Origin of the sequence: Streptomyces sp. NPDC089915, from assembly GCF_040684675.1 — a bacterium.
GTDB lineage: Bacteria > Actinomycetota > Actinomycetes > Streptomycetales > Streptomycetaceae > Streptomyces.
In genome coordinates this window covers 38995-61420 of record NZ_JBFBGN010000022.1, presented here as the reverse complement: position 1 = coordinate 61420, position 22426 = coordinate 38995, and the positions used below count along the sequence as shown (strand labels likewise).

Below are 22426 nucleotides of genomic sequence, written 5' to 3'. Positions count from 1 at the left end.
GGTTTCCGGCCCGCGCTCCCCTCGGGGGGCGCGGGCCTTGCCGTGTCCGGCCTTGCCGTGTCCGGCCTTGCCGTGTCCGGCCTTGCCGTGTCCGGCCTTGCCGAGTGCGGGTCAGGTGCCTTCGGCTTCCGTCCGCCGCCAGAAGGCCAGCTGCCTGCGGCTGGTGGCGGTGTCGCGGTGGTCGGGGCCGAGGACGCGGATCTCGTCGGCGACGAGTGAGGCCAGCAGCTCGCATGCGCGCGGGAGCCCGCCGGCCTCCCAGGTGAAGTAGGCGTGCATGTAGCGGCTCAGGAGGGTGTCGGCGTGGTCGGGGCCCAGGACCCGGGTCTGGTCGGCGATGAGCGGCACCATCAGCTCGCGTGCGGCCTTGGGGTCGCCGGCGTCGCGGACGCAGCACGCGTGCTCGTAGCGGCTCGTGAGGGTGGCGATGTCGTCGGGGCCGAGCACACGGGTTTCTTCGGGGATCAGCGCCGCCAGCAGGTCCCTTGCGGTGACGGGGTCGCCGGCGCTCCCCACGCAGTGGGCGTGGTGGTACCGGTTCAGGAGGGTCTCGCCGTCGTCGGGGCCCAGGTAGGCGGTCGAGGCCGCCGTGAGGAGTGCGTACAGGCGGGCAGCCTCGTCGAACTCGCCGTTCAGTCTGGCTTCCTCCGCCTCGTCCCGAAGTTCCTGCGCCGTTTTGTTCGGTGCGTCCGCCCTGGTGGAGGCGTTGTCCGGGACGATCCCCGGACCCGGTTCGCCGAGTTCCGTGGTGATGCGGTCGACCGTGTCGCCGTCGGTGTCGTTGACCGCGGTCACCCGGGCGAGGGCCGCGTCGATGTCGTCGCCCTCCGGATCCGCGGAGTTCTGCGGGGTGAACGGCACCGGGGCGGCCGGGCCCTCCGGGGTACCGGGGCCCGTGCCGCGCAGGAGGTCGAGTTCCTCCGTCAGCTCGGCGATCTGCCGCTGGAGGCGCTCCGCGAGGGCCTCGGCCCGGCGCTTCTTCTCCTCGGCCCGGCCGAGCTCGCCCTCGGCCTTGGCCTGTTGCGTCCGGGCCCGTTCCAGCTTGGCCCGCACGGCCTCCAGGAGCTCCCGGGCGCCAGCCTCCTCGCGCTCCCGGGTCAGCGCCGTGACCCGGTCGTTCAGCTTGTGGATCATGCCGAGCAGGATCCAGATCAGCCGTGCGGAGTTCTCCGCCGTCTGCCGCAGCTCCGCCTGCTGTTCGAGCGCGCGGGTGAGCCGGTCGTACGTCTCGATCTGCCGGGCCTGCACGGCGGCCAGGTCCACGACGGCGGCGGGCGGGACGACCGCCTTCGCCGGGGCGGGCACGCGCGGCGGGTGCAGGGCCTCGTACAGCAGCGCGGCCGCCTCGCCACGGCGGCGTTCGCGTAACGGCGCGGGCACCGTCGCGTCGATGACCGAGGTCACGAACCGCTGGGCCGGGATCCGCCCGCCGAGCAGCGAGCTGATCTGCGTCGTCGAGTAGCCGATCTCCTTCTCCAGGACGGCCAGGGTCTTCCCGGAGGCGTCCACCTGCGCGCGCAGGAACTCGGCGAGCCTGCCCGCGGCCCCGTTCACCGGCCGGACCGGCCCCCAGGGGCGGCCCTTGCGCTTGTTCGTCCCCGCCACCGGCGTACCCCCTGCTGCGTGCCGTGCCGTGCCGTGCCGTGCCGTGCTGCGTGCCGTGCTGCGTGCCGTGCCGTGCCGTGTTTTCGGTTGGTCCTTGTCCGGTCCGTCCGGGACAAGTGCCCCTTCGTCCGCAACCTACCTGCGATGTTCCGCCCGGGGGCCCCGGACAAGTCAACTCACCCGCACGGTCTGCCCGTCAGCCGCACACCGCGGACCCGGACCTCCGAGAAGGACCTGCGACATGACCGACCTCCTCTCCATCGCCGCCGACGCCCTCACACTGATCGGCGCGGCCGTCTCCCTCGCCCTAGAAGCCCGCCGCGCCCGCCGCGAGGCCCGCGAGGCCAAGCGGCGGGAGGCCGACGGGGACTGACCCCGCCCCGGTCCCGCCCCCGGTCCCGCCCCGGCCCCCCGGGCGGGACCAGGGGTGCTCGGGTGGGAGTCCGGGGCGGCGGCGTACCCTGGCCTCCCACCGACCCCGGGGAGTTACCGCGTGCTGACCGCCCTAGACGGCGCGTACGGCGACCGCGCCGACGCCGTCGCCGTAGCCGGCCGTACCGCCTCGTACGAGGAACTGCTCGGCGCCGCCCGCGCCGTGGCGGCCGACGTCGCCGGGGCCCCCGCCTTCGCCGTCACCGCGACCGCCTCCCTGGAGACCGTCGCCGCCGCCGTCGGCGGGCTCCTCGCCGGGGTGCCCTTCGTACCCCTGCCCCCCGACGCCGGCCCCGCCGAACGCACGCACATCCTCCGGGACTCCGGCGCCGTCGAGGTGGCCGTCGACTTCGCCCGCCGGTCCGACGCCACCGCCTCCCGGGACACGGCCGGCCCCGCGGACCCCGCCCTCATCCTCTACACCTCCGGCACCACCGGCCCCCCGAAGGGCGTCGTCCTCACCGCCGACGCCCTCGCCGCCGACCTGGACGCCCTCGCCGGGGCCTGGCGGTGGACCGCCGAGGACACCCTCGTGCACGGGCTCCCGCTGTTCCACGTCCACGGCCTGGTCCTCGGCGTCCTCGGCGCCCTGCGCACCGGGAGCCGCCTCGTGCACACCGGCCGCCCCACCCCGGCGGCGTACGCCGCGGCGGGCGGCAGCCTGTACTTCGGGGTGCCGACCGTCTGGTCCCGCATCGCCGCCGAACCGGCGTCCGCCGCCGCCCTGTCCGGCGCCCGCCTCCTCGTCTCGGGCAGCGCCGCCCTCCCCGCCCCCGTCTTCCGGGACCTGGAGCGCCTCACCGGCCACCGCCCCGTCGAGCGGTACGGGATGACCGAGACCCTGATCACCGTCAGCGGCCGCGCCGGCGGCGAGGTCCGCCCCGGCACCGTCGGCACCCCCCTGCCCGGCATCCGTACGCGCATCGCCGCCGAGCCGGGCGCCGACATCGGCGAACTCCAGCTGACCGGGCCGACGCTGTTCGCCGGGTACCTGGGCCGCCCCGAGGCCACGGCGGCCGCGTACACCGAGGACGGGTGGTTCCGTACGGGCGACATCGCGGCCGTCGACCCCGAGGACGGGGTCCACCGCATCGTGGGCCGGGCCTCCATCGACATGATCAAGTCCGGTGGCTACCGGATCGGCGCGGGCGAGATCGAGAACGCCCTGCTCGACCACCCCAAGGTGAGCGAGGCGGCCGTGGTCGGCGTCCCGGACGCGGACCTCGGGCAGCGGATCGTGGCCTTCGTCGTCGCCCAGGGCGTCACCGGCGCCGAGCTGACCGACTTCGTGGCCTCGCACCTGTCGGTGCACAAGCGCCCGCGCGAGGTGCGGTTCGTCGACGCCATCCCGCGCAACGCGATGGGCAAGCCGCAGAAGAAGCTCCTGCTGACCGACGCCCCCCGGGAGGCACGGCCGTGACCGCCACGAGCTCCGCCCCCGCCCGCGACGCCTGGATCCGCCGCTTCCACCCGCCGGCCGGCGCCGGCACGGAACCGGTCCTCGTCGTCCTCCCGCACGCCGGCGGCAACGCCTCCTACTACTTCCCGCTCTCCCGCGACCTCGCCGCGCACGCCGAGGTGCTCACCGTCCAGTACCCCGGCCGCCAGGAACGGCTGCGGGAGCCGAGCCCCGACACCATCGCCGGGCTCGCCGACGGGGTGGAGCGGGCGCTGGAACCCTGGCGGGGACGGCCCCTGGTGCTGTTCGGGCACAGCATGGGCGCGGTCCTCGCGTACGAGCTGACGCGCCGTCTGGAGGCGTCCGGGGAAGGCCCGCGCGGCCTGATCCTCTCCGGCCGGCGCTCCCCCCTGGTGCCCCGGCGGGACGACCTCCACACCCTGGACGACGACGCCCTGCTGGCCCACGTCCAGGCCCTGTCCGGCACCGACGCGGGACTCCTGGCCGACCCGGAGCTGCGGGCGCTGATCCTCCCGGCGCTGCGCAGCGACTACCGGGCCGTGGGAACGTACCGCCACGAGCCGGGGCCGCCGCTGCGCACCCCCGTCAGCGTGTTCTGCGGGGAGTCCGACCCGCGGGCGAGCGTGGCCGAGGCCATGGGCTGGCGGGAGCTGACGGGCGCGGCCTTCACCTTCAGGGGCTTCCCCGGCGGGCACTTCTACCTGGCGGAACGGCACGAGGCGGTGGTCGGGGCGATCACGCAGGACCTGAGGGCGTTCACGACGCCTTGACGCCTTGACGCCTTGACGCCTTGAGGCCCTGGGACCGGCCCCGTTCCCCGGCCCCGGCATCGACCCCCGGGACCGGCACCGGCCCCGGGACCGGCCCCGGCCCCGGCCCCGGCCCCCGGTACCGGCACCGGCACCGGCACCGTGCCGCCCGGGACGCTCGCCTCAGCGGCGCCTCAGCCGCGCAGCGGTCCGCCTCAGCCCGCCTGCCGGTCGCCCCGTACCGCCAGGTGCCGGGCGAGCACCTCCAGAGCCCCGGTCACCTCCGGCAGCCGCTCGGCCCCGTCCTCGCCCAGGGCCCGGGCGAGGGCCTCCTCGACCTTGGACGCGCCCGCGGCCCGTACGGAGGCCACCCGCGCGGAGAGCCCGGGGGTCTGCCGCACCAGCGTCCGGCGGCGGTCGGCGGGGTCGGGGGCCGTCTCCACGGAACCGGCCTCGCGCAGCCGGGCGACGGCGCCCGAGACCTGGCTCTGCGGCAGCCCCGTACGCTGCGCCGTCTCGCCGACGGTGGTGTCCGGGTGCGCGGCGATGTCGCCGGCGACGATGACGACGGAGCGCGTGCCGCCCGCGTACTGCCCGGAGCCGCCGGGAGGTTCGGGCAGCGCTTCCTCGCCGAGCTTCATCAGGGCCCGGCCCAGCAGGAACAGTTCGATTCCATCCACCCCGCCAGGTTACATCGAAAAAGATCCATCGAAAATTATCCATCGGTATTGATGCATCGGTTTTGATGGGCTAACTTCGTATCAGAGCGCGGGACGAAGGCCGGCGCCGCCCGACGGTACGAAGGAGTGTCTCCACGATGTCCAGCCACCCCGTTCCCACCACCGCCACCCTCCGGGTCCCCGGCGCAGCCCTGCACTACCGGATCGAGGGGTCCGGGCCCCTGCTGCTCATCTCCCAGAGCGGCGAGGGTGACGCCGACCGCACCGTCGACCTGGTCCCGCACCTCACCGACACGTTCACCGTCCTGACCTACGACCGCCGGGGCCTGTCCCGCAGCCGCCTGGAGGACCCGGCCCGGACCACCTCCCTCGCCGAGCATGCGGAGGACGTCGGCCGGCTGCTCGCCGCCGTCACCGACGAGCCCGCCCTGATGCTCGGCTGCAGCCTCGGCGCCGTCATCGGCCTGCATGTGGCGGCCCGCCACCCCGGCCGGATCTCCACCCTCATCGCCCACGAACCGGTCGCGCCGCGCCTGCTGCCCGCCGCCGAGCGCGCCCGGCACGAGGCGGAGCTCTCCGAGCTCCAGCACGTCCACCGCACGGAGGGACTTCCCGCGACCGTGCGGGAGGCCGCCCGGGTGCTCGGCATAGACACCAGCGGCAAGGACGCCGAACCGGGCCTCACCCCGCAGCCGCTGGGCGAGCGGCGCCGCGCGAACTTCGCCTACTTCATCGAGCACGACATCACCGCGATCGTCGAGGACACCCTCGACCCCGCCACCCTGACCGCCGCGCCGACCCGCATCATCCCGGCCGTCGGCGCCACGACCCCCGCCACCGTCTTCGACCTCGCCTGCGCCTCCGCACTGGCGGAGCTGGTGGGCGAGGAGATACACACCTTCCCCGGCGGTCACAACGGCAACACCAGCCACCCCAAGGCCTACGCCGAGAGCCTGCGCGCCCTGCTGACCGCGTCCTGACGGGGCCGTCATCGCGCGGGAAATGCTGTAGGCAAGGCCGGAAGCCATCAATAGATTGACGCGCATGGACCAATCGGCCGGCGCCTCCGGCATCGATCACCGCGCCCTCCTGGCGGCATCCGTCACCGTCGCGCTGTGGGCCTCCGCGTTCGTCTCCATCCGCGTGTCCGCCGAGCACTACGGCCCCGGCGCGCTCGCGCTGGGCCGCCTCCTGACGGCCTCCGTCGCACTGGGCGTCGTCCTGCTGGTCAAACGGGTACCGCCGCCGCCCCGTCAGGCCTGGCCCGGGATCCTGGGGTCCGGGGTGCTGTGGTTCGGGCTGTACATGGTGACGCTGAACTGGGGCGAGCAGGGTGTGGACGCCGGCACCGCGGCCATGGTCGTCAACATCGGCCCGCTCGTCATCGCCCTGCTCAGCGGCTGGCTCCTGAAGGAGGGGTTCCCGCCGATGCTGCTGGCCGGGATGGGCGTCTCCTTCGCCGGGGCCGTCATCGTGGGGATGTCGAACTCCAAGGGCGGCAGCTCCTCCCTCACCGGAGTGCTGCTCTGCGTGGTCGCGGCCCTCGCCTACGGGGCCGGGGTGGTCTCGCAGAAGCCCGCGCTGCGGTACGCGGACCCGATCCAGGTCACCACGTACGGCTGCTTCGTGGGCACGGCCTGCACCCTGCCCTTCGCCGGCCAGCTCCTCACACAACTCCCCGGGGCCCCGCTGCCGGCCACCCTCAACATGGTCTACCTGGGCCTCTTCCCGACGGCCCTGGCCTTCACCACCTGGACCTACGCCCTGTCCCGCACCACGGCCGGAAGGATGGGCGCGACGACCTATGCGGTCCCCGCCCTCGTCATCCTCATCGCCTGGTCCGCCCTCGACGAGGTCCCCGGCTGGCTCACCCTCCTGGGCGGCGCGACCTGCCTGACGGGCGTGGCCCTCTCCCGCCGCCGCCCGCGGCAGCGCACGGGCAAGGTCCCGGCGACGCGCTGAGGGCCCGCCGTCTCCGCTCAAGGCGCCGGGGCCGGTGCCCGTGTCCGTGAGGCGGGGTCAGTTGCCGCCGAAGGTGCGGGCCACGGTCTCCAGGCGGTCCCGGTGGGCGTCCCACCAGGTCCGGTCCTCCGGCGGCAGGCTGTTCCCGCCCCTCGCCTCGCCGGCGGATCCGTCGAGGAGTTCGCGCAGGATGTCGGCGTGGCCGGCGTGGCGCTGGGTGTCGGCGATCACCCGCACCAGCACGTGGTGCAGGGTCACCTCACGGCGCTCCTCCGGCCACCAGGGGACGTGGCCGGTCGCGCCGAGGTCCAGGGAGGTGATGGTGGCGTCGGCATGGGCCCAGGCCCGCCGGTACAGCTCGGCGATGTCCTCGCGGGACTCGTCGGCCGTGGCCCACATGTCCGCGTTGGGTTCCGCGTCCCGCGTGTACCACCAGGCCGGGGGGTCTTCCGTGAAGAAGGGACGGCCGAAGGTGTCGCCGAAATAGCCGAGCTCCACACCGGCGAGGTGCTTGACCAGGCCCAGCAGGTTCGTGCCCGTGGGCGTCAGCGGTCGGCGGACGTCGTAGTCCGGCAGGCCCTCCAGCTTCCACAGCAGGGCGTCACGGCCCTCCTGCAGGTAGCGGAGCAGCTCTGCCTTCGGATCCGGTGCGGTGGCCATGGCCCGATTCTCCGGCACGGCGACCGCGCGGCGGCGGTGTCGGCCGCCCGTCCGTCACTTCGTCAGGAGGATTCCCGGCCGGTGGCGGACAGTTTTGTGGTGAGGGTGGTGGCCCAGTGGTGGGCCCAGGTGCGGAGGGTCTTGGTGGTCCGGGGGTCCAGGCCGTACGCGGCGAACTCCTCGTCGTCGTACCAGTCGGCGCCGGACAGGCGGTCGCGGAGGTCGTCGAGGCGGAAGGCGTCGCGGCCGTGGCGCAGGCCGAGGCGTTCGAGTTCGGCCAGGGTGCGGTGCGGGGCGGCGGCGTGGACGTCGATCAGGTCGCGGACCGCGCCCCGGTCGGCGAGGGCGCGGACCTTCGTGCCGATGACGTCGTCGAAGGCGAGGACGGGGCCGTACGGGGTGGGCTCGGGAGCGGCCCAGAGGTTCTCCTTGAGGACGTCGAGCCCGCACCGTTCGCCGTCGGCGCGGTCGGTGACCATCAGCCGGGCGGACAGGGGGTCGACCCCGAGGACGGTGACGTGCCAGCCGGCGTCGGCCAGCCGCCGGGCGAGGTCGGCGGCGATGTCGGCCATCGGGGCGGGGTTCTCGGTGGCGACGTCGAGGTCCTGGCTGGCCCGTTCGACGAGGCCGTGGGCCTGGACGGCGTAACCGCCCGTGAGGACCAGGGGGTACGGGCTGCCGATGGTGATGACGTCGGCGAGGAGGCGGCGGTGCAGGCCGGTGAGGTTCACCCGGCGGAGCCCGGGCGGGCGGGTGGGTGGGGCGTCGGTGCCGGTGCCATGGGCCCAGCATCCCGGATCAACCGGGCCCCGTTCAGCGCTTCTTGGGGAAGGCCGCCCGCAGGGCCGCGCCGCGCAGGGTGACGGCGATGCGGAGGGCCGGGAGGACGCAGAGGGCCTGCAGGGCCGCGTACCACCAGGGGCAGACGCCCGGGATCAGGTCCACGCCGACGATGGCGATCGGGAAGACGACCGTGATCGTGCGCAGGCGTTCGAAGGCGCGGTGGGAGCCGCGGGCGGTTGACGCGGTCAGCCGGTGGAGGAGCAGGGCGATCAGGGGGAGGAGGGCCGCCCGGGTCCACATGAACGGGTTCACCATGTGGCCGGTGGCCGCGACCGCGACGACCGCCAGGAGGGCGGCGGTGGTGAGGGCGGCGTAGACCTTGACGGTGGTCCGCGTCGTGGCGAACGCGGCCTGGGCGGCGGGGGTGTCGAGGAGGGCCGGGTCGGCCGTCGCGGTCTTGGTGGTCGTGGTGTTCTGCTGCGTGTTCTTCGCGTTCGTCTTCATGGACATGACGCTACGGAGCGGCCGTCGGGGCCGGTATCGGTCTGGCCCCACAGGGGGGTGGGGCCAGCCCCACTCCTGCCCCGAGCTGGGGTGATGCGGGCTCCGGGCGGTGCACAGTGGGATGGTGAACCGGAAACGAGGGGGAGTCATGGGGCGTGTGGGGAACTGGGTCGTACGGGCCGGCGTGGGGTGGTGGCGGGCGGTGGTGGTCGTCGCCGTCTGCGGGCTGGTCCCGGCCGTGTGGGCCGCCGCCGTGGGGCTGGCGGTGCTGTGCGGGGCGGAGCACCCGTGGTCGTGGATCGGGCCCGCCGTCATCGTCTGCGCGGGCACGCTCGCCCTGGCGCAGACCGTCTGCCGGGCGGTGCGGGCGCTCGTCGCACGCTGGACCGGTACGGAGATACCCGGCGGGTACCGGGAGGCCGGGCCGGTGATGCAGCTGTCCACCGGCTACTGGTGGAACGGCTTCAGCTACGAGCGCAGCCGCCGCGACGCCGTCATGGACCAGCGGATGCGGCTGTGGTGGAGCGACCCCGCCACCTGGCGCGACCTGCGCTTCGCCGTCGTGGCCCCGCTCACCGCCGGCTTGGCCGCCGCCCTCCCGCCGGCCGCGCTGGCCTTCGCCGCGGCCGGGCCGGCCGGGGTCGGGCCGGCCGGGTCCGGGGCCGTCGGGCGGCTGGCCGGGGCGGGCGCCCTGGCCGTGGCCGTCGGCTGCGGCCCGTACGCCTGGCGCTCCCTGCACCGGGTGGCCGTCCGCTTCCTGGGCCCCTCGCCCAAGATGGCGCTGGCGGAGCGGGTGGACGAGCTGACCTCCCAGCGCGCCGACGCCACCGTCGCGCAGGCCGCCGAGATCCGCCGGATCGAGCGGGACCTCCACGACGGCGCCCAGGCCCGCCTCGTCGCGCTCGGGCTCTCCCTGGCCACCGCCGAGGCGCTGATGGACCGGGACCCGGCGCAGGCGAAGGCGCTGATGCGGGAGGCGCGGGCCGGGGCGGCCGCCTCGCTGACCGAACTCCGCGAGCTCATCCGGGGCATCAGCCCGCCGGTCCTCAGCGAGCGCGGGCTCGTCGACGCCGTCCGGGCGCTGGCGCTGGACGTCCCCCTCGACGTGGCCGTCCGGGCGGACGGTCCGCTGCGGCTGGACCCGCCGATCGAGTCCGCCCTCTACTTCGGCGTCGCCGAACTCCTCACCAACGCGGTCAAGCACGCCGGGGCGGCCCGCGCGCACGTCTCCCTCACCCGGGACGACACGGGCGTCGTCGTCGAGGTCGAGGACGACGGGCGGGGCGGGGCCGACGTCCGGCCCGGCGGCGGGCTCGCCGGCCTGGGCCGCCGACTCGCCGTCTTCGACGGCACGTTCGCGGTCACCAGTCCCTCCGGCGGCCCGACCCGTGTCAGGATGGCCGTGCCATGCGAATAGCCGTAGCCGAAGACCTCTACCTCCTGCGCGACGGGATGGTCCGCCTGATCGAGGCGTTCGGGCACGAGGTGGTGGCCACGGCCGCCACCGGGCCCGAGACCCTCGACGTCCTGCGGACGCACCGCCCGGACGCGTCCGTCATCGACGTCCGCATGCCCCCGACCCAGTCGGACGAGGGCCTGCGCGCGGCGCTCACCGCCCGCGCGGAGATCCCGGGCCTGCCCGTCCTGATCCTCTCCCAGCACGTGGAGCAGCTCTACGCCCGCGAGCTGCTGGCCGACGGCACCGGCGGCGTCGGCTACCTGCTGAAGGAGAGCGTGTTCGACGCCGAGCAGTTCATCGGCTCCCTGGAACGGGTCGCGGCGGGCGGCACCGCCATGGACCCGGCCGTCATCGCGAAGCTGCTGTCCGGCGGCGCCCCCGACCGGGGGCTGGCCCGGCTCACCGAGCGCGAGCACTCCGTCCTGGGGCTGATGGCCGAGGGCCTGTCCAACCAGGCGATCGCGCGCCGGCTGTTCCTCAGCGAGGGCGCCATCGGCAAGTACACGACCTCCCTGTTCGGGAAGCTCGGCATCACCGACGACGACGACACCAACCGCCGCGTCCGCGCCGTCCTGGCCTACCTCAACGAGCGGTAGCTAGACGGCCTAGCCCGCGACGGCGAGCAGGGGGGCCGCGTACTGGCGGGGGCGTTCGACGATCAGCCGGCTGCGCAGGGCGTGGGCGGCGGCGCCGGTGAGGCCGAGGCCCTCGGCCGCGGCGCGGAAGGTGACGTAGCGGGCCTCGCCGTGCCGGTCCCGGAGGCGTTCGAGCCAGGCGTCGATCCCGCGCAGCGCCTCCTCGACGGAACCTTCCGGGGTGCCGGCGCCGTTCATCAGGAGGGCGCGGTCGCGTTCGCGCTGGAGCTCGGAGAACCCGCAGACCTCCAGGCTGAGGCGTTCGGCGGCGGCCAGGTCGGCGTTGCCCGAGAGGTGGAGCCCGCGGGCCAGGCGGTTGCGCGCGAGGACTCGTTCCGCGCTGATGCGGTAGACGCGGGCGCTCGCGTCGGAGATCTCCACGGGCAGGCCGGTGTCCCGTACGACGCAACTGCCGCGCAGGCCGCGGGCGGCGGCGGCCAGGAGGGCGCTCGCCTCCGAGGGGTGCCATTCGAAGACGTGGTCGACGAGGCGGGTGTGCTCCGCGGTGAGCGTGAGGTGGTCCTCGCCCAGGTCCGGGAGCAGGTCCCGCTCGGGGACCTCGCAGTCCAGGCCGGGCCCCGCGAGGTACACGTCGGCCTTGATCCCGGCGGTGGCGCAGGCGGCGACGGCCAGGGCGTCGGGGAGCGGGCTCAGCAGCGTGGGCTCGTCGCCCCGGGCGAAGACGTCTCCGCCGACGTCGACGATCTTCACCTCGTCCACGCCGAAGTGCCGTGCCGTCCGCGCGATCTGGCGGGCGAGGCCCCGCACCCCGCGGTAGGGGTCGAGCAGGCCCAGGGTGACGGGGAGGTCCCCGGCGAGGCGGGGCAGGGTGGAGCCGGCGGGGGCGATGGCGGCGCTGCTCGCGAGGATCTCACTGACCCCGCGGGTCAGCGGGCGCAGTCCGGTGAAGTCGCGTTCGGAGCGGGGCCCCGGGACCGGGTCCACCACGAGGCGCTCCCACGAATAGGAGAGGACGACGGCGGGCTCGTCGCCGCTGAGCGCGCCGTGCACCAGAGTCGTGCCGATAACGTCCCCGCCGCCGCCCGCGGCGATCAGAAGCTGAGTCATGACCTTCCCCCCGGCCCGTGGGCCGACCGGCGCCCTCCGTGGTCGCGGGCGCTGCCTTTCCGATCCCCCGAGTCTTGCCGCCGGCCCGCGGGGAAGTCGACGGAAGGCGGTGGCAGAGTCCTGCCCTGGCAGGTCCCTGACGGCGGTCAACTGCCTTGACGCGTGGGGCCGGTGGGGCGGGCATGACGTTGCCATGGCAGGACCCTGACAGCCCGGGCCGCTGACAGGGTGTCGCCCGGCGGTGAGAATTCGAGGGCCGGAAAGGGCCCGCGCACGTACAGACAGGGGACGTTCATGAGCAACTCCTCGCCCGTCACCGGGGCGGTCGCCGCGACCAACGGCTGGGGCTGAGCCGTGTACCTCGTCACGACGCGCCTGGAGGCGGGCTGCGCGAGCCGTTCCGCCCAGGTGGACGAGCCGCTCCTGGCCTCCCTGCTCCGGGAGGCCGCCGGGCCGGACGACGGACTGGAGCACGTGTACGTCGCCTGCGATCCGCGGGGCGCGGACCTGGTGCTGTTCCTCCTCCAGCCGAGGCTGGGGCAGGCGGAGGCCGTCGCGGGCCGGCTGTCCCGCCGGTGCCTGGGCCGGGCCCGGCAGCTTTCCGGCTGGAGCCTCGGCCACTACGGCACCGACCTGGTCCCCACCCTGTCCGAGCGGGCGCTGCTGCCGGGGCCGCCCGCCGTCCTCTGAGGACGGCGGCCCAACGCGGCCGCGCCGCCGCGGCCGCCGCGCCCCGGCCCGCTCAGGGGAAGGCCGGTCCGTCACCTCCCCGCAGCCAGCCGCGTTCCCCCGCGACGACCCCCGCCTGGAACCGGCTGCGGGCGCCGAGGCGTTCCATCAGCTCCGCGGTGATCCGCCGGGCGGTCCGTACGGAGACCCCCAGCCTGCGGGCGACCACGTCATCGGTGTGCCCCTGGGCCAGCAGCCCCAGCACCGCCTGCGCCTGGTCCGACAGGCCCGAGCCCGAGCGCCGCGCGCGGCCGTCCCCGCCGAGCGGCACGGCCTCCTGCCACACGTGCTCGAACAGCGCGCACAACGCCGCCACCAGGCCGGATCCGCGCAGGACGAGCGCTCCGGCCGTGGCGTCCCCGGGGTCCGTCGGCACCACCGCCGTACGCCGGTCGTAGATCGTCATGCGCATCGGGAGCGCCGAGGCGGTGCGCACCGACGCCCCCAGCTCCTCCAGCCACCGCGCGTACTCCACCGTGGGCGGGGAGTTGGCGATGCTGGAGAGGTAGACGGTGCGCATCCGGACGCCCCGGCCCAGCTGCTCCTCGTCCAGGGGCCGGCTCGCCGCCATGGTCTGCGCGGACTGCGGCCCGCCGTCGGCGAAGGCCATCAGCTCGCCCTCGCAGGTACGGGCCAACTCGCCGATCCGGGACCGGATTTCGTCGATCCCGTCCAGCAGGCGCACATCGGCCTGGCGGCGGGCCGGGCCGTGCCGGTCGTAGTCGGACAGCAGCCGGGCGACGCTGGCCCTGGTGACCGCCAGTTCCCGCTGGCGTTCGGCCAGGTCCGCCTCCCGTTCGGCCAGCAGGCTGGTCAGCCCGACGTCGGGGCTCACCGCGTGGACCCCGGAGCCGTCGCCGCCCCCGTGGCCGATGAGGGTCATCCGGGCCAGCGTGTCGCAGGCCCGGCGGATCCGATCGACGGGCAGCCCCAGCTCCTCGGCGAGCCCCGCGAGGCCGAGGTCGGGGCGGGCCAGCATGGCGCGGTAGACGGACTCGGCCTCGTGGTCGAGGCCCAGCGCACTCAGCACGACACTCTCCTTCCGTGTGACGCCCCCGGCCCCTCGGCCGGCTGCCCGCTCACCAGCTGGTGTGCAGGGGCTTGCCCTCCGCGTAGCCGGCCGCGCTCTGCACGCCGACGACGGCACGCTCGCGGAACTCCTCCAGGGAGGCGGCGCCGGCGTAGGTGCAGGAGCTGCGCACCCCGGCCACGATCTCGTCGATGATGTCCTCCACCCCGGGGCGCCGCGGGTCGAGGTACATCCGGGACGTGGAGATCCCCTCGTCGAACAGGGCCTTGCGGGCCCGGTCGAAGGAGGACTCCTCGGCGGTGCGGTGGCGGACGGCGCGGGCGGAGGCCATGCCGAAGTTCTCCTTGTAGCGGCGGCCTTCGCCGTCGAGGTGGATGTCGCCGGGGGACTCGTGGGTCCCCGCGAACCACGACCCGATCATCACGTTGGAGGCGCCGGCGGCCAGGGCGAGCGCGATGTCCCTCGGGTGGCGGATCCCGCCGTCGGCCCAGACGTGCTTCCCCAGTGCGCGGGCCTGCTCGGCGCATTCGAGGACCGCCGAGAACTGGGGGCGGCCCACCCCGGTCATCATCCGGGTGGTGCACATGGCGCCCGGCCCCACGCCGACCTTGACGATGTCGGCCCCGGCCTCGACGAGGTCGCGGACCCCGGCGGCCGTCACCACGTTCCCGGCGACCACCGGAACCCCGGGGTCCAGGGCGCGCACCGTGCGCAGGGCCTCCAGGGTCTTCTCCTGGTGGCCGTGGGCGGTGTCGACGACGAGGACGTCGGCGCCGGATTCCAGGAGCTGCTTGGCCTTCAGCGCCACGTCCCCGTTGATGCCCACGGCCGCGGCGATCCGCAGCCGGTCCCGGGCGTCGACGGCCGGCCGGTAGGCGGTGGCCCGCAGGGCCCCGGCCCGGGTGAGGACGCCGGTGAGGCGGCCGTGGCCGTCGATGACGGGAGCGAGCCGGTGGCGGCCCTCGTGCAGCAGGTCGAACGCGGCGCGCGGGGCCACGTCCTCGGGGAGGGTGAGGAGGTCCTGGGACATCACCTCGCGCAGCCGTGTGAAGCGGTCGACGCCCTGGAGGTCCTTCTCGGTGGCGATGCCGACGGGCCGGTCCGCCTCGACGACCACGACGGCGTCGTGCGCGCGCTTCGGCAGCAGCGACAGGGCCTCGGCCACCGTCGCCTCGGGGGTGAGGACGACGGGGGTGTCGTGGACGAGATGACGGCTCTTGACCCACCGGACCACATCGGCGACGACATCGGCGGGGAGGTCCTGCGGAATCACGCACATTCCGCCGCGGCGGGCCACGGTTTCGGCCATCCTGCGGCCGGAAACCGCGGTCATATTGGCCACGACGAGCGGAATTGTTGTTCCGGTTCCATCGGAGGTCGAAAGGTCCACCGACATTCTGGATCCGACGGCCGAATGGCTCGGCACCATGAACAGGTCGTCGTACGTCAGATCGTGCGGAACCGGCTGTGCGGAGAGAAACCGCATGGGAATTACCTGGCCAATCGATCGATGTGCTGTACAGGGAGCCGGCGGGCGAATCCGCGCACGCCAGCACCACCGCCCCGGTGGCACCCGCGTGGTGTGGGCGGGTGGGCACCGGGGTCGGTGGGAATCGGCCGCTGCCGAAGGGGAAGGGTCAGGCGCCGGCGGTCTTCAGGCCGGAGATGCGGATCGGCTCGCCGCCCATGTGCTTCTGGGCGCGCTTGTTCTGCTGGTGCAGCCGCTCGTAGTACTCGCGGTCCAGTTCGATGACGTTCTTCGAGAAGAACATCCAGGAGAGGACGTCCCGGTACTTGAATCCGTCGGCGGTGAGCTGGACGCGGTCGGTCGGCAGCCGGCGCAGCAGGCCGAGTTCCTCGGCGGCCCCCAGGACCGGCTCGAAGAGGTGCGCCTTCTCCTGGTAGCCGAAGCGGTCCAGCTCGTGCAGGTCGAGGTCGAAGGTGTCCAGGACCAGCCGCTTGCGGATGATCTCCTCGTCGTCGAGGACGAAGCCCGTCTGCGGGGTCAGCTCGTGGGCCAGGGCCTGCTTGATGTAGTCCGCGACCTCGCCGAGGCTCGGCTTCACGTTGCCGACCATGTAGTCGACCGAGCTGGTGTAGCTTCGGGCGCCGGCGCCGAGGCCCAGCAGGGGCACGCCGTGGAAGGTGAGGACCTTCTGCTGGTAGCCGCCGCGGCCGAGCTTCTTGTAGCGGACGTTGGACTCCTGCACGTAGCCGGCCTCGCGGAACCTGGCGTTCGCGTAGTCGTAGCGCTCGTAGAGGTCCGGGTTCCACATGTACTGGTAGGACCCGGTCTTGGAGAACCAGGCGTCCGGCCGCACCGTGAGGAAGTAGGTGCTGATCGTCTCGGGGGCCAGCGCCACCAGCTCGTCGACGGAGTGCCGCCAGCTCTCCGGGGTCTGCCCGGCGAAGCCCATGATCAGGTCGGTGCTCAGGTTGGGCAGCTGCTTCTCGCGGATGATCTCGATGGCCTCGCGGATGACCTTCTCGTTCGCCTGCCCCCGGCCGGCCTCCCGGATCTCCGCCGGGACCAGCGACTGGATGCCGATGTTGGCCCGGGTGAGGCCCATCGCGATGAGGCGCTCCAGGGTTTCGGGCTCCTTGACGATGGAGTCCGGGGTGGCCTCGATCGCCACCTCCTCCACCGTGCTGCGCCAGTTCGGGTACACCTCGTCGAAGGTGGCGAAGAGCTGCTCGAAGTGGCGCGGGCTCAACAGGCTGGGCGTCCCGCCGCCGATGTAGATGGTGCGCAGCCGGCGGGCCTGGATGATCTCGGAGTGGTCGCGGATCTGGGTGCACAGCGCGTTCATGTACGCGTCGTACACGTCCATGTCCTCGGAAATGACGGTGTACAGGTTGCAGAACCCGCACTTGTACCGACAGAAGGGGACGTGCAGGTAGAGATTCAGTTCCGGAACGGGATGCCGTTTCAGGTCCTCGTCCCAGATGTCCTTGATGTTCCAGGCCCCGTCGAGGGGCCGGTAGGCGCTACGCGAAGGGTACGCGTAGTTGAAAGGCGGAATGACGCCCTGCTCGATGTGGCGTGCGAGCTCATCGCGAATTGCGCTCAACGTGGTGTTCCTTAAGTGCGGTGTGCGAGATCCGGGCAGCAGGCGACAGGGGCGTGTGTCGTGGATCCGAAAACGAAGGAACGGAGGCTCGGCCTCCTCATGTAATTGCGGCGCCCCCGCGGCAACGCGATCCGCCGAAAAACCCCTGACCGTTCACGCATTCAGGGCGCAGAAACAAGGCCGGGACGGACGCTGCAATAAGTAGATAGGGAATTTCGGGCCGAACGGCAGGCCCGTTTCGCACAAACGTGCATCGACATTCCGGCCCCCCGGTTGGCGGAACCCACAAGATTGTCTTGGTGGGTGAGATCTTTGGTTCCCGGCTCCACCGGCACCCCGCCACGGCACTAGCGTCACTGGCTCATGCACTGAACGGGGGTTCAAATGAGGCATGTAGCACGGTCGTTGACGCCTGGAGCAGAGGCGGCGCGACCCCGGCCGGAGGGCCGGGAGAGATCCATCCACACGTCCACGCGACGCTGCGGGGCCCCACCGCCCCGCGAGGGTTCCTGAGCGTCCGTCACCACCTTTGATCCGGGTCAACAGGCCTGCGCGCGCCGTGAGTTGACGGCAGCGCCACCGGGCCGCCGGCCCTCTTCCGCCCTACCGGCACCCCGCATCGGCTCCGGCCGCTGCCCCCTGGCGCCCCGAGTACGCCCGGGGGCCGGCGCAGCCATGCCCGGGGCCGGGACACCAACTTCGTGGATGAGGTTTTCTCGTGAGTCCAACGCCATGGGGCGCCCCCGAGGCGGTAGCCGTGCACCAGGCCGTCGGGATCGGCGGCACACCCCCGCGCCCGGACGGCGCGCAGAAGGTCCGCGGCTCGTTCGCCTACTCCTCGGACCTGAGCGCCGAGGGCATGCTCTGGGGCGCCACGCTGCGCAGCCCGCACCCCAGCGCCCGCATCCTCTCGCTCGACCCCTCCCGGGCGCGTGAACTGCCCGGGGTCTTCGCGGTACTCACCCACGAGGACGTGCCCGGCAGCAAGTTCTACGGCCTGGAGCGCCGCGACCAGCCCGTCCTCGCCCTCGACGAGGTGCGCTACCAGGGCGAGCCCGTCGCCCTGGTCGCCGCCGACCACCCGGAGACCGCCCGGCGGGCCCTCGCGCTGATCGAGGTGGAGTACGAGGTCCGCGAGCCCCTCACCGACCCCAGACTGGCGGCCTTCGACCCGGACCGGCCGAGCCTCCACCCGCAGGGCAACCTCGTACGCCACCAGCCCATCCGCTCGGGGGACACCGAGGCCGCCCGGCGCCGCGACGACCTCGTCGTGGTCCGCGCCGAGTTCGAGATCGGCATGCAGGACCAGGCGTTCCTCGGCCCCGAGTCGGGCATGGCGGTGCCCGACGGGGACGGCGGCATCGACCTCTACGTGTCCACCCAGTGGCTGCACCACGACAAGCGGCAGATCGTGCCGGTCCTCGGGCTGCCCGAGGACCGGGTCCGGCTGACGCTGGCCGGGGTGGGCGGGGCCTTCGGCGGGCGCGAGGACCTCTCCGTCCAGATCCACATGGCGCTGCTGGCGCTGGCCACGGACCGCCCGGTGAAGATGTCGTACGGCCGCGACGAGTCCTTCCTCGGGCACGTCCACCGCCACCCCGCGCAGATGCGCTACGAGTACGGCGCCACCCGGGACGGCCGGCTCGTCTACGCCGACGTGGAGATCGTCTTCGACGGCGGCGCGTACACCTCCGCGACCCCCGGCGTGGTCGGCATCGGCTCCTCGCTGTGCCTGGGCCCGTACGAGGTCCCCCACGTCGAGGTCGACGTGTACGGGGTCTACACCAACAACCCGCCCTGCGGCGCGATGCGCGGCTTCGGCGGCGTCCAGGGCTGCTTCGCGTACGAGTCGATGATGGACCGGCTCGCCGCCGAGCTCGGCATGCACCCGCTGGAGATCCGCAGGATCAACGCGATCACCGCCGGCTCCCGCATCGCCAACGGCCAGGCGGTCGACGCCCCGCAGCCCTTCCGCTCCCTCCTCGACGAGATCGCCGCCATCCCGCTGCCCGAGCCCCTCGCCGCCGGAGCCGACCAGCGCGACCTGCCCGGAGGCCTCTCCGGCAGCACCCGCCCCGACGGCGTCGTCCGGGGGGTCGGCTACGGCGTCGGGATGAAGAACGCCTGCTTCTCCGGCGGCGACGACGACTACTCGACGGCCCGCGTCCGACTGGCCGTCACCGACGGCGAACTCACCGCCCACCTCCACACGGCGGCCGCCGAGGTCGGCCAGGGCCTCACCACCGTCGCGGCCCAGATCGCCCGCACCGAACTCGGCGTCGAACGCGTCGTCCTGCTGCCCGCCGACACCTCCGTCGGCGACTCCGGGGGCAGCTCCGCCTCCCGCCAGACCTACATGACCGGCGGCGCCGTGAAGGCCGCCTGCGAGGCGGCCCGCGAGGAGCTCTTCCGGCTGGCCACCCGCCGCCTGGGGCTCAGCGACCGCCCCGGCGACGACCTCTCCGTCGAAGGCGGCAAGCTCGTCTCCCGGCGCGACGGCGTCCTCGCCGACCTCGCCGAGGTGCTGGACGGGCGGAGCGTGGACGTCACCCGCGAATACCACCACCGGCCCACGAGCGCCGTCGACCCCCTCACCGGCCTCGGCGACTCGCACGTCCAGCTCATCATGTGCGTCCACCGGGCCGTCGTCGACGTCGACGCCGAACTCGGCCTGGTCCGGGTGGTCGCGCTGGACGCCGTCCAGGACGTCGGCCGCGTCATCAACCGGGGCGGGCTGGAGGGCCAGATCCACGGCGGCTCCGCACAGGGGCTGGGGCTCGCCCTGATGGAGGAGATCGTCCTCGACGGGGGCAGGGTCCAGAACGCCTCCTTCACCGACTACCTGATCCCCACCGCCCTCGACGTGCCGCGGATGCGGCTGCGCCTCGTCGAACACCCCGACCCCCACGCGCCGTACGGCGTACGGGGCGCGGGGGAGGCGCCCACCCTCTCCGCCACCCCCGCCATCGTCTCGGCCGTCCGCGCCGCCACCGGGCTCGCCCTGACCCGCATCCCGCTGCGCCCCCACGACATCGCCCTGGGCGAGCGGACCGAAGGGGTGCCGGCATGAGGAAGGTGCTGCTCGTCGAGGCCATGGGAGCCGCGGAGAGCCTGCTGGACGCGGGCCGGGACCTCGGCGTCGAGATCGTCGTCGCCACCCACCCGGAGATCTACGAGTGTTACGCCCCGGCGGTCAAGGACAAGATCACGTCGGTGGTCTTCACCGACTTCTCCGACCCGGCGGCGGCCCGGCGGGAACTCGCCGACTACGCCCGCGCCGAAGGCGTCGCCGCGGTCGTCGGCTGCTGGGAGTTCCTCACCCCGCTGGCCGCCCGGCTCGCCGCCGACCTGGGCCTGCCCGGCAACGACCCCGAACGCGCCGACGGCTGCCGCAACAAGCGCGTCATGGCCGCGCTCTTCGCCGAGCACGGCGTGCCCGCACCCCGCACGCTCCTCGCCGAGGACCACGAGACGGCCGCCGCCCTCCTCGCCGCGAGCGGCCTGACCTACCCCGTCGTGGTCAAGCCCGCCGAACAGGCCGGCTCCTGGGGCGTCTCGGTGATCCGGGGCCCCGCCGAACTGCCGGCCGCGTTCGCCGCCGCCCGGGCCTGGCCGTACGAGTCCCCGCACGGCTTCCCCCTCGACACCACCGTCCTCGTCCAGGAGTACGTGGAAGGCGTCGAGTACAGCGTCGAGAGCGTCGTCTTCGAAGGGCGGATCACCCCCCTCACGGTGGTGCAGAAGTTCACCACCGACGGGGTCTTCCGCGCCGAGACCGGCCAGACCGTCCCGGCCGCCCTCGACGACACCGACACCGCCACCCTGTACGAGACCACCGCCCTGGCCGTCCGCGCCCTCGGCATCACCGACGGCGTGGCCCACACCGAGCTGAAGCTGCTGCCCGGGGGCGGCGCGAAGATCATCGAGGTGGGGGCGCGGCTGCCCGGAGACCGGGTGCCCGAGCTGATCCGGCTCGCCCGCGGCGTCGACGAGGCCCGCGCCTGGATCGAGGTCGCCCTCGGCATCGAGCCCGACCTCACGCCGCGCGCCGACCGGGCCGCCGCCATCCGCTTCTTCGTACCGCCCCGGGCCGGCCGCTTCCGCAGCATCGACGGGGTCGTCCGCTCCCCGCAGGTCCACCGCATCGCCGTCTACCCGCAGCCCGACGAAGAGGTCCGCGGCCCCGGCGACAACGACGGCCGGGTCGGCTACGTGATGCTCACCGCCGCCACCCCGCAGAAGGTCAACCGCGCGGCCGACGCCGCCGTCGCCAACCTCACCATCGAACTGGAGTAGTACATGACCGAGTCCGACATCAAGCGCATCGCCTACATCCGCTCGATCCCGATCTCGCGGGCCGGCCCGTACATCCCGGAGCTGGCGCGCACCGTCACCGACGCCGGGATCGAGGCGCGGATCTTCTTCACCGACGGCGAGTGCGAGGCCGCCGACTTCCCCGGCGGCACCTGGGAGAAGCTCCCCGAGGACGCCCGTCCCGACGAGATCGCCGAGCGGATCCTCGCCTGGGGGGCCGACGGCGTGGTCTCGCTGGCCTTCCCCGACGAGGCGGGCCTGCGCGACGCCCTCGTCAAGGAGAAGCTGGCCGCCCACGGGATCCCCGCCGTCACCAACGGCCCGGAGCCGAGCCGGCTGCTCGCCGACAAGTGGGAGACCAAGAAGATCCTCGCCGACTACGGCCTGGACACCCCGCGCGGCATGCTCGTCGACGGCACCCTCCTCAAGAACGGCGGCGCGGACGTCCCCGTCTACGCGGACATCATCCGCTGGAAGGCCGAGGAGATCGGCTTCCCGCTGCTCACCAAGGCGGTCTGGGGCAGCTCCGGCAACGGCATCCGCTTCATCCCCGACCGGGCCGCGCTGGAGGAGTACCTGGCCACCCCCGACGAGGGCAACCACGTCATGGAGCAGTGCATCACCGGCGAGCTGTGCACCGTCGAGCTCGTCGGCGCCGACGGCGAGTACGCCGTCCAGCCGCTGTGCTTCACCGGCCCCACCGGCGGCAAGCCGACCTTCGCCTTCTGGGAGCTGCGCTCCTCCGCCCCCCGCCCCGCCGACGACGCCGCCTTCGTCCCGGTCGCCGAGAAGCTGAAGAAGCTCTGCGCGGGCCTGGGCATCACCGGCGTCATCAACCTCGACATCATCTACAGCGGCGGCACCTACTGGGTCCTGGAGATCAACCCCCGCGTCTCCGGCGCCACCGCCCTCGGCGTGGCCGCGTCCGGCCGCAACACCTACCTCGCCATGACCGAGATCCTCCTCGGAACCTGGCCGGCCCAGCCCGAGCCGGTGCTGGAGCGCCGCCGCTGGTCCCTGGAGTTCCCCGTGAACCACGTGACCGACGCCTTCGTCGCGGCCGCCCACGAGCGCCTCGACATCGTCCAGGTCACCCCGACGCTGGTCGTCGACGGCAGGGAGTACGGCGGCCTGCTGATCGCCACCTGCGAGTTCGGCGCCGAATCCGCCTTCCTGGACGGCATCACCGCCCTGGACGCCGAGTACGGGGTGCTCTCCGCCGACATGACCCTCCAGCTCAAGCAGCTGCTGACGGGCCCGGCGGCGCAGGCGGTCCGCTGACGCCCCGCCGTACCCCGGCCGCGCGCCCCGCCGCGCTTTCGTTC

Annotated in this window: 20 protein-coding genes; 11 read left to right on the top strand and 9 right to left on the bottom strand. The window is 73.6% G+C overall.

Annotated features, from left to right (window positions below; translation table 11 throughout):
• Window positions 1–111 precede the first annotated feature (111 nt).
• Window positions 112–1605 (bottom strand): hypothetical protein, encoded by a 1494-nt coding sequence (locus AB0O29_RS10095; protein ID WP_365148943.1) that lies wholly within the window; start codon window positions 1603–1605, stop codon window positions 112–114.
• Between the two features lie 241 nt (window positions 1606–1846).
• On the opposite strand from AB0O29_RS10095, the gene AB0O29_RS10090 reads away from it, so the two are divergent.
• From AB0O29_RS10090 to AB0O29_RS10080, 3 genes are all read left to right on the top strand, one after another.
• A complete protein-coding gene (locus AB0O29_RS10090) occupies window positions 1847–1978 on the top strand; it encodes a hypothetical protein (protein ID WP_365148940.1) in 132 nt (43 codons plus the stop codon).
• 120 nt (window positions 1979–2098) lie between these two features.
• Window positions 2099–3457, top strand: a complete 1359-nt coding sequence (locus AB0O29_RS10085; protein ID WP_365148937.1) for an AMP-binding protein — start codon at window positions 2099–2101, stop codon at window positions 3455–3457.
• Window positions 3454–4227, top strand: coding sequence for an alpha/beta fold hydrolase (locus AB0O29_RS10080; protein WP_365148934.1), 774 nt, complete (start codon window positions 3454–3456; stop codon window positions 4225–4227). Before AB0O29_RS10085 ends, AB0O29_RS10080 begins: the two co-directional genes overlap by 4 nt.
• A gap of 194 nt (window positions 4228–4421) precedes the next feature.
• On the opposite strand, the gene AB0O29_RS10075 is transcribed toward AB0O29_RS10080, so the two are convergent.
• On the bottom strand, window positions 4422–4886 hold the full coding sequence (locus AB0O29_RS10075; RefSeq protein ID WP_365148932.1) for a MarR family transcriptional regulator: 465 nt from the start codon (window positions 4884–4886) through the stop codon (window positions 4422–4424).
• 137 nt (window positions 4887–5023) lie between these two features.
• Here AB0O29_RS10075 and AB0O29_RS10070 point away from each other — a divergent pair, with 137 nt between their 5' ends.
• Both AB0O29_RS10070 and AB0O29_RS10065 read left to right on the top strand, forming a co-directional pair.
• Window positions 5024–5866, top strand: a complete 843-nt coding sequence (locus AB0O29_RS10070) for an alpha/beta hydrolase (protein WP_365148929.1) — start codon at window positions 5024–5026, stop codon at window positions 5864–5866.
• Between the two features lie 64 nt (window positions 5867–5930).
• Complete coding sequence (locus tag AB0O29_RS10065; RefSeq protein WP_365148926.1) at window positions 5931–6848, top strand: DMT family transporter; 918 nt, start codon at window positions 5931–5933, stop codon at window positions 6846–6848.
• Between the two features lie 57 nt (window positions 6849–6905).
• Here AB0O29_RS10065 and AB0O29_RS10060 read toward each other — a convergent pair whose 3' ends face one another.
• The 3 genes from AB0O29_RS10060 to AB0O29_RS10050 form a co-directional block, all read right to left on the bottom strand.
• Window positions 6906–7508, bottom strand: coding sequence for a DinB family protein (locus tag AB0O29_RS10060; RefSeq protein ID WP_365148923.1), 603 nt, complete (start codon window positions 7506–7508; stop codon window positions 6906–6908).
• A gap of 62 nt (window positions 7509–7570) precedes the next feature.
• On the bottom strand, window positions 7571–8239 hold the full coding sequence (locus AB0O29_RS10055) for a nucleotidyl transferase AbiEii/AbiGii toxin family protein (RefSeq protein WP_365148921.1): 669 nt from the start codon (window positions 8237–8239) through the stop codon (window positions 7571–7573).
• A gap of 82 nt (window positions 8240–8321) precedes the next feature.
• Window positions 8322–8795: a hypothetical protein gene (locus AB0O29_RS10050; protein ID WP_365148918.1), complete on the bottom strand. Its 474-nt coding sequence runs from the start codon at window positions 8793–8795 to the stop codon at window positions 8322–8324.
• A gap of 148 nt (window positions 8796–8943) precedes the next feature.
• On the opposite strand from AB0O29_RS10050, the gene AB0O29_RS10045 reads away from it, so the two are divergent.
• Together AB0O29_RS10045 and AB0O29_RS10040 are read left to right on the top strand one after the other, a co-directional pair.
• Window positions 8944–10212 carry a histidine kinase gene (locus AB0O29_RS10045; RefSeq protein WP_365148915.1) on the top strand — a complete coding sequence of 423 codons (1269 nt, stop codon included), beginning with the start codon at window positions 8944–8946 and terminating at the stop codon, window positions 10210–10212.
• Complete coding sequence (locus AB0O29_RS10040; protein ID WP_365148912.1) at window positions 10203–10850, top strand: response regulator transcription factor; 648 nt, start codon at window positions 10203–10205, stop codon at window positions 10848–10850. The genes AB0O29_RS10045 and AB0O29_RS10040 overlap by 10 nt, the downstream gene beginning before the upstream one ends.
• Before the next feature lie 9 nt (window positions 10851–10859).
• Here the strand turns inward: AB0O29_RS10040 and AB0O29_RS10035 are convergent, their stop codons facing one another.
• A complete protein-coding gene (locus tag AB0O29_RS10035) occupies window positions 10860–11957 on the bottom strand; it encodes a DUF1152 domain-containing protein (protein WP_365148909.1) in 1098 nt (365 codons plus the stop codon).
• A 354-nt stretch (window positions 11958–12311) separates the two neighbouring features.
• Here AB0O29_RS10035 and AB0O29_RS10030 point away from each other — a divergent pair, with 354 nt between their 5' ends.
• Window positions 12312–12647 carry a hypothetical protein gene (locus tag AB0O29_RS10030; RefSeq protein WP_365148906.1) on the top strand — a complete coding sequence of 112 codons (336 nt, stop codon included), beginning with the start codon at window positions 12312–12314 and terminating at the stop codon, window positions 12645–12647.
• A gap of 52 nt (window positions 12648–12699) precedes the next feature.
• Here the strand turns inward: AB0O29_RS10030 and AB0O29_RS10025 are convergent, their stop codons facing one another.
• From AB0O29_RS10025 to AB0O29_RS10015, 3 genes are all read right to left on the bottom strand, one after another.
• Entirely contained in the window at window positions 12700–13716 is a 1017-nt protein-coding gene (locus AB0O29_RS10025; protein ID WP_365148903.1) for a helix-turn-helix transcriptional regulator, read from the bottom strand.
• 49 nt (window positions 13717–13765) lie between these two features.
• Window positions 13766–15202 carry a GuaB1 family IMP dehydrogenase-related protein gene (locus tag AB0O29_RS10020; RefSeq protein WP_365148900.1) on the bottom strand — a complete coding sequence of 479 codons (1437 nt, stop codon included), beginning with the start codon at window positions 15200–15202 and terminating at the stop codon, window positions 13766–13768.
• A gap of 151 nt (window positions 15203–15353) precedes the next feature.
• Window positions 15354–16787, bottom strand: a complete 1434-nt coding sequence (locus AB0O29_RS10015) for a radical SAM protein (protein ID WP_365148897.1) — start codon at window positions 16785–16787, stop codon at window positions 15354–15356.
• 718 nt (window positions 16788–17505) lie between these two features.
• On the opposite strand from AB0O29_RS10015, the gene pucD reads away from it, so the two are divergent.
• The 3 genes from pucD to AB0O29_RS10000 are packed head-to-tail and all read left to right on the top strand — an operon-like array spanning window position 17506 to window position 22382.
• The gene (gene pucD / locus AB0O29_RS10010; RefSeq protein WP_365148894.1) at window positions 17506–19857 is read left to right on the top strand and encodes a xanthine dehydrogenase subunit D; all 2352 of its coding nucleotides are present in this window, start codon (window positions 17506–17508) and stop codon (window positions 19855–19857) included.
• Window positions 19854–21083 carry an ATP-grasp domain-containing protein gene (locus tag AB0O29_RS10005; protein ID WP_365148891.1) on the top strand — a complete coding sequence of 410 codons (1230 nt, stop codon included), beginning with the start codon at window positions 19854–19856 and terminating at the stop codon, window positions 21081–21083. Before pucD ends, AB0O29_RS10005 begins: the two co-directional genes overlap by 4 nt.
• A gap of 3 nt (window positions 21084–21086) precedes the next feature.
• A complete protein-coding gene (locus AB0O29_RS10000) occupies window positions 21087–22382 on the top strand; it encodes an ATP-grasp domain-containing protein (protein WP_365148888.1) in 1296 nt (431 codons plus the stop codon).
• The last annotated feature ends 44 nt before the right edge of the window (window positions 22383–22426 follow it).

Bases quoted from the DNA above. Each gene is read 5' to 3' on its own strand.
- AB0O29_RS10090 (WP_365148940.1), top strand. From the start codon at position 1,847: ATGACCGACCTCCTCTCCATCGCCGCCGACGCCCTCACACTGATCGGC.
- AB0O29_RS10070 (WP_365148929.1), top strand. From the start codon at position 5,024: ATGTCCAGCCACCCCGTTCCCACCACCGCCACCCTCCGGGTCCCCGGC.
- AB0O29_RS10065 (WP_365148926.1), top strand. From the start codon at position 5,931: ATGGACCAATCGGCCGGCGCCTCCGGCATCGATCACCGCGCCCTCCTG.
- AB0O29_RS10060 (WP_365148923.1), bottom strand. From the start codon at position 7,508: ATGGCCACCGCACCGGATCCGAAGGCAGAGCTGCTCCGCTACCTGCAG.
- AB0O29_RS10050 (WP_365148918.1), bottom strand. From the start codon at position 8,795: ATGAAGACGAACGCGAAGAACACGCAGCAGAACACCACGACCACCAAG.
- AB0O29_RS10045 (WP_365148915.1), top strand. From the start codon at position 8,944: ATGGGGCGTGTGGGGAACTGGGTCGTACGGGCCGGCGTGGGGTGGTGG.
- AB0O29_RS10040 (WP_365148912.1), top strand. From the start codon at position 10,203: ATGCGAATAGCCGTAGCCGAAGACCTCTACCTCCTGCGCGACGGGATG.
- AB0O29_RS10035 (WP_365148909.1), bottom strand. From the start codon at position 11,957: ATGACTCAGCTTCTGATCGCCGCGGGCGGCGGCGGGGACGTTATCGGC.
- AB0O29_RS10020 (WP_365148900.1), bottom strand. From the start codon at position 15,202: ATGCGGTTTCTCTCCGCACAGCCGGTTCCGCACGATCTGACGTACGAC.
- AB0O29_RS10005 (WP_365148891.1), top strand. From the start codon at position 19,854: ATGAGGAAGGTGCTGCTCGTCGAGGCCATGGGAGCCGCGGAGAGCCTG.
- AB0O29_RS10000 (WP_365148888.1), top strand. From the start codon at position 21,087: ATGACCGAGTCCGACATCAAGCGCATCGCCTACATCCGCTCGATCCCG.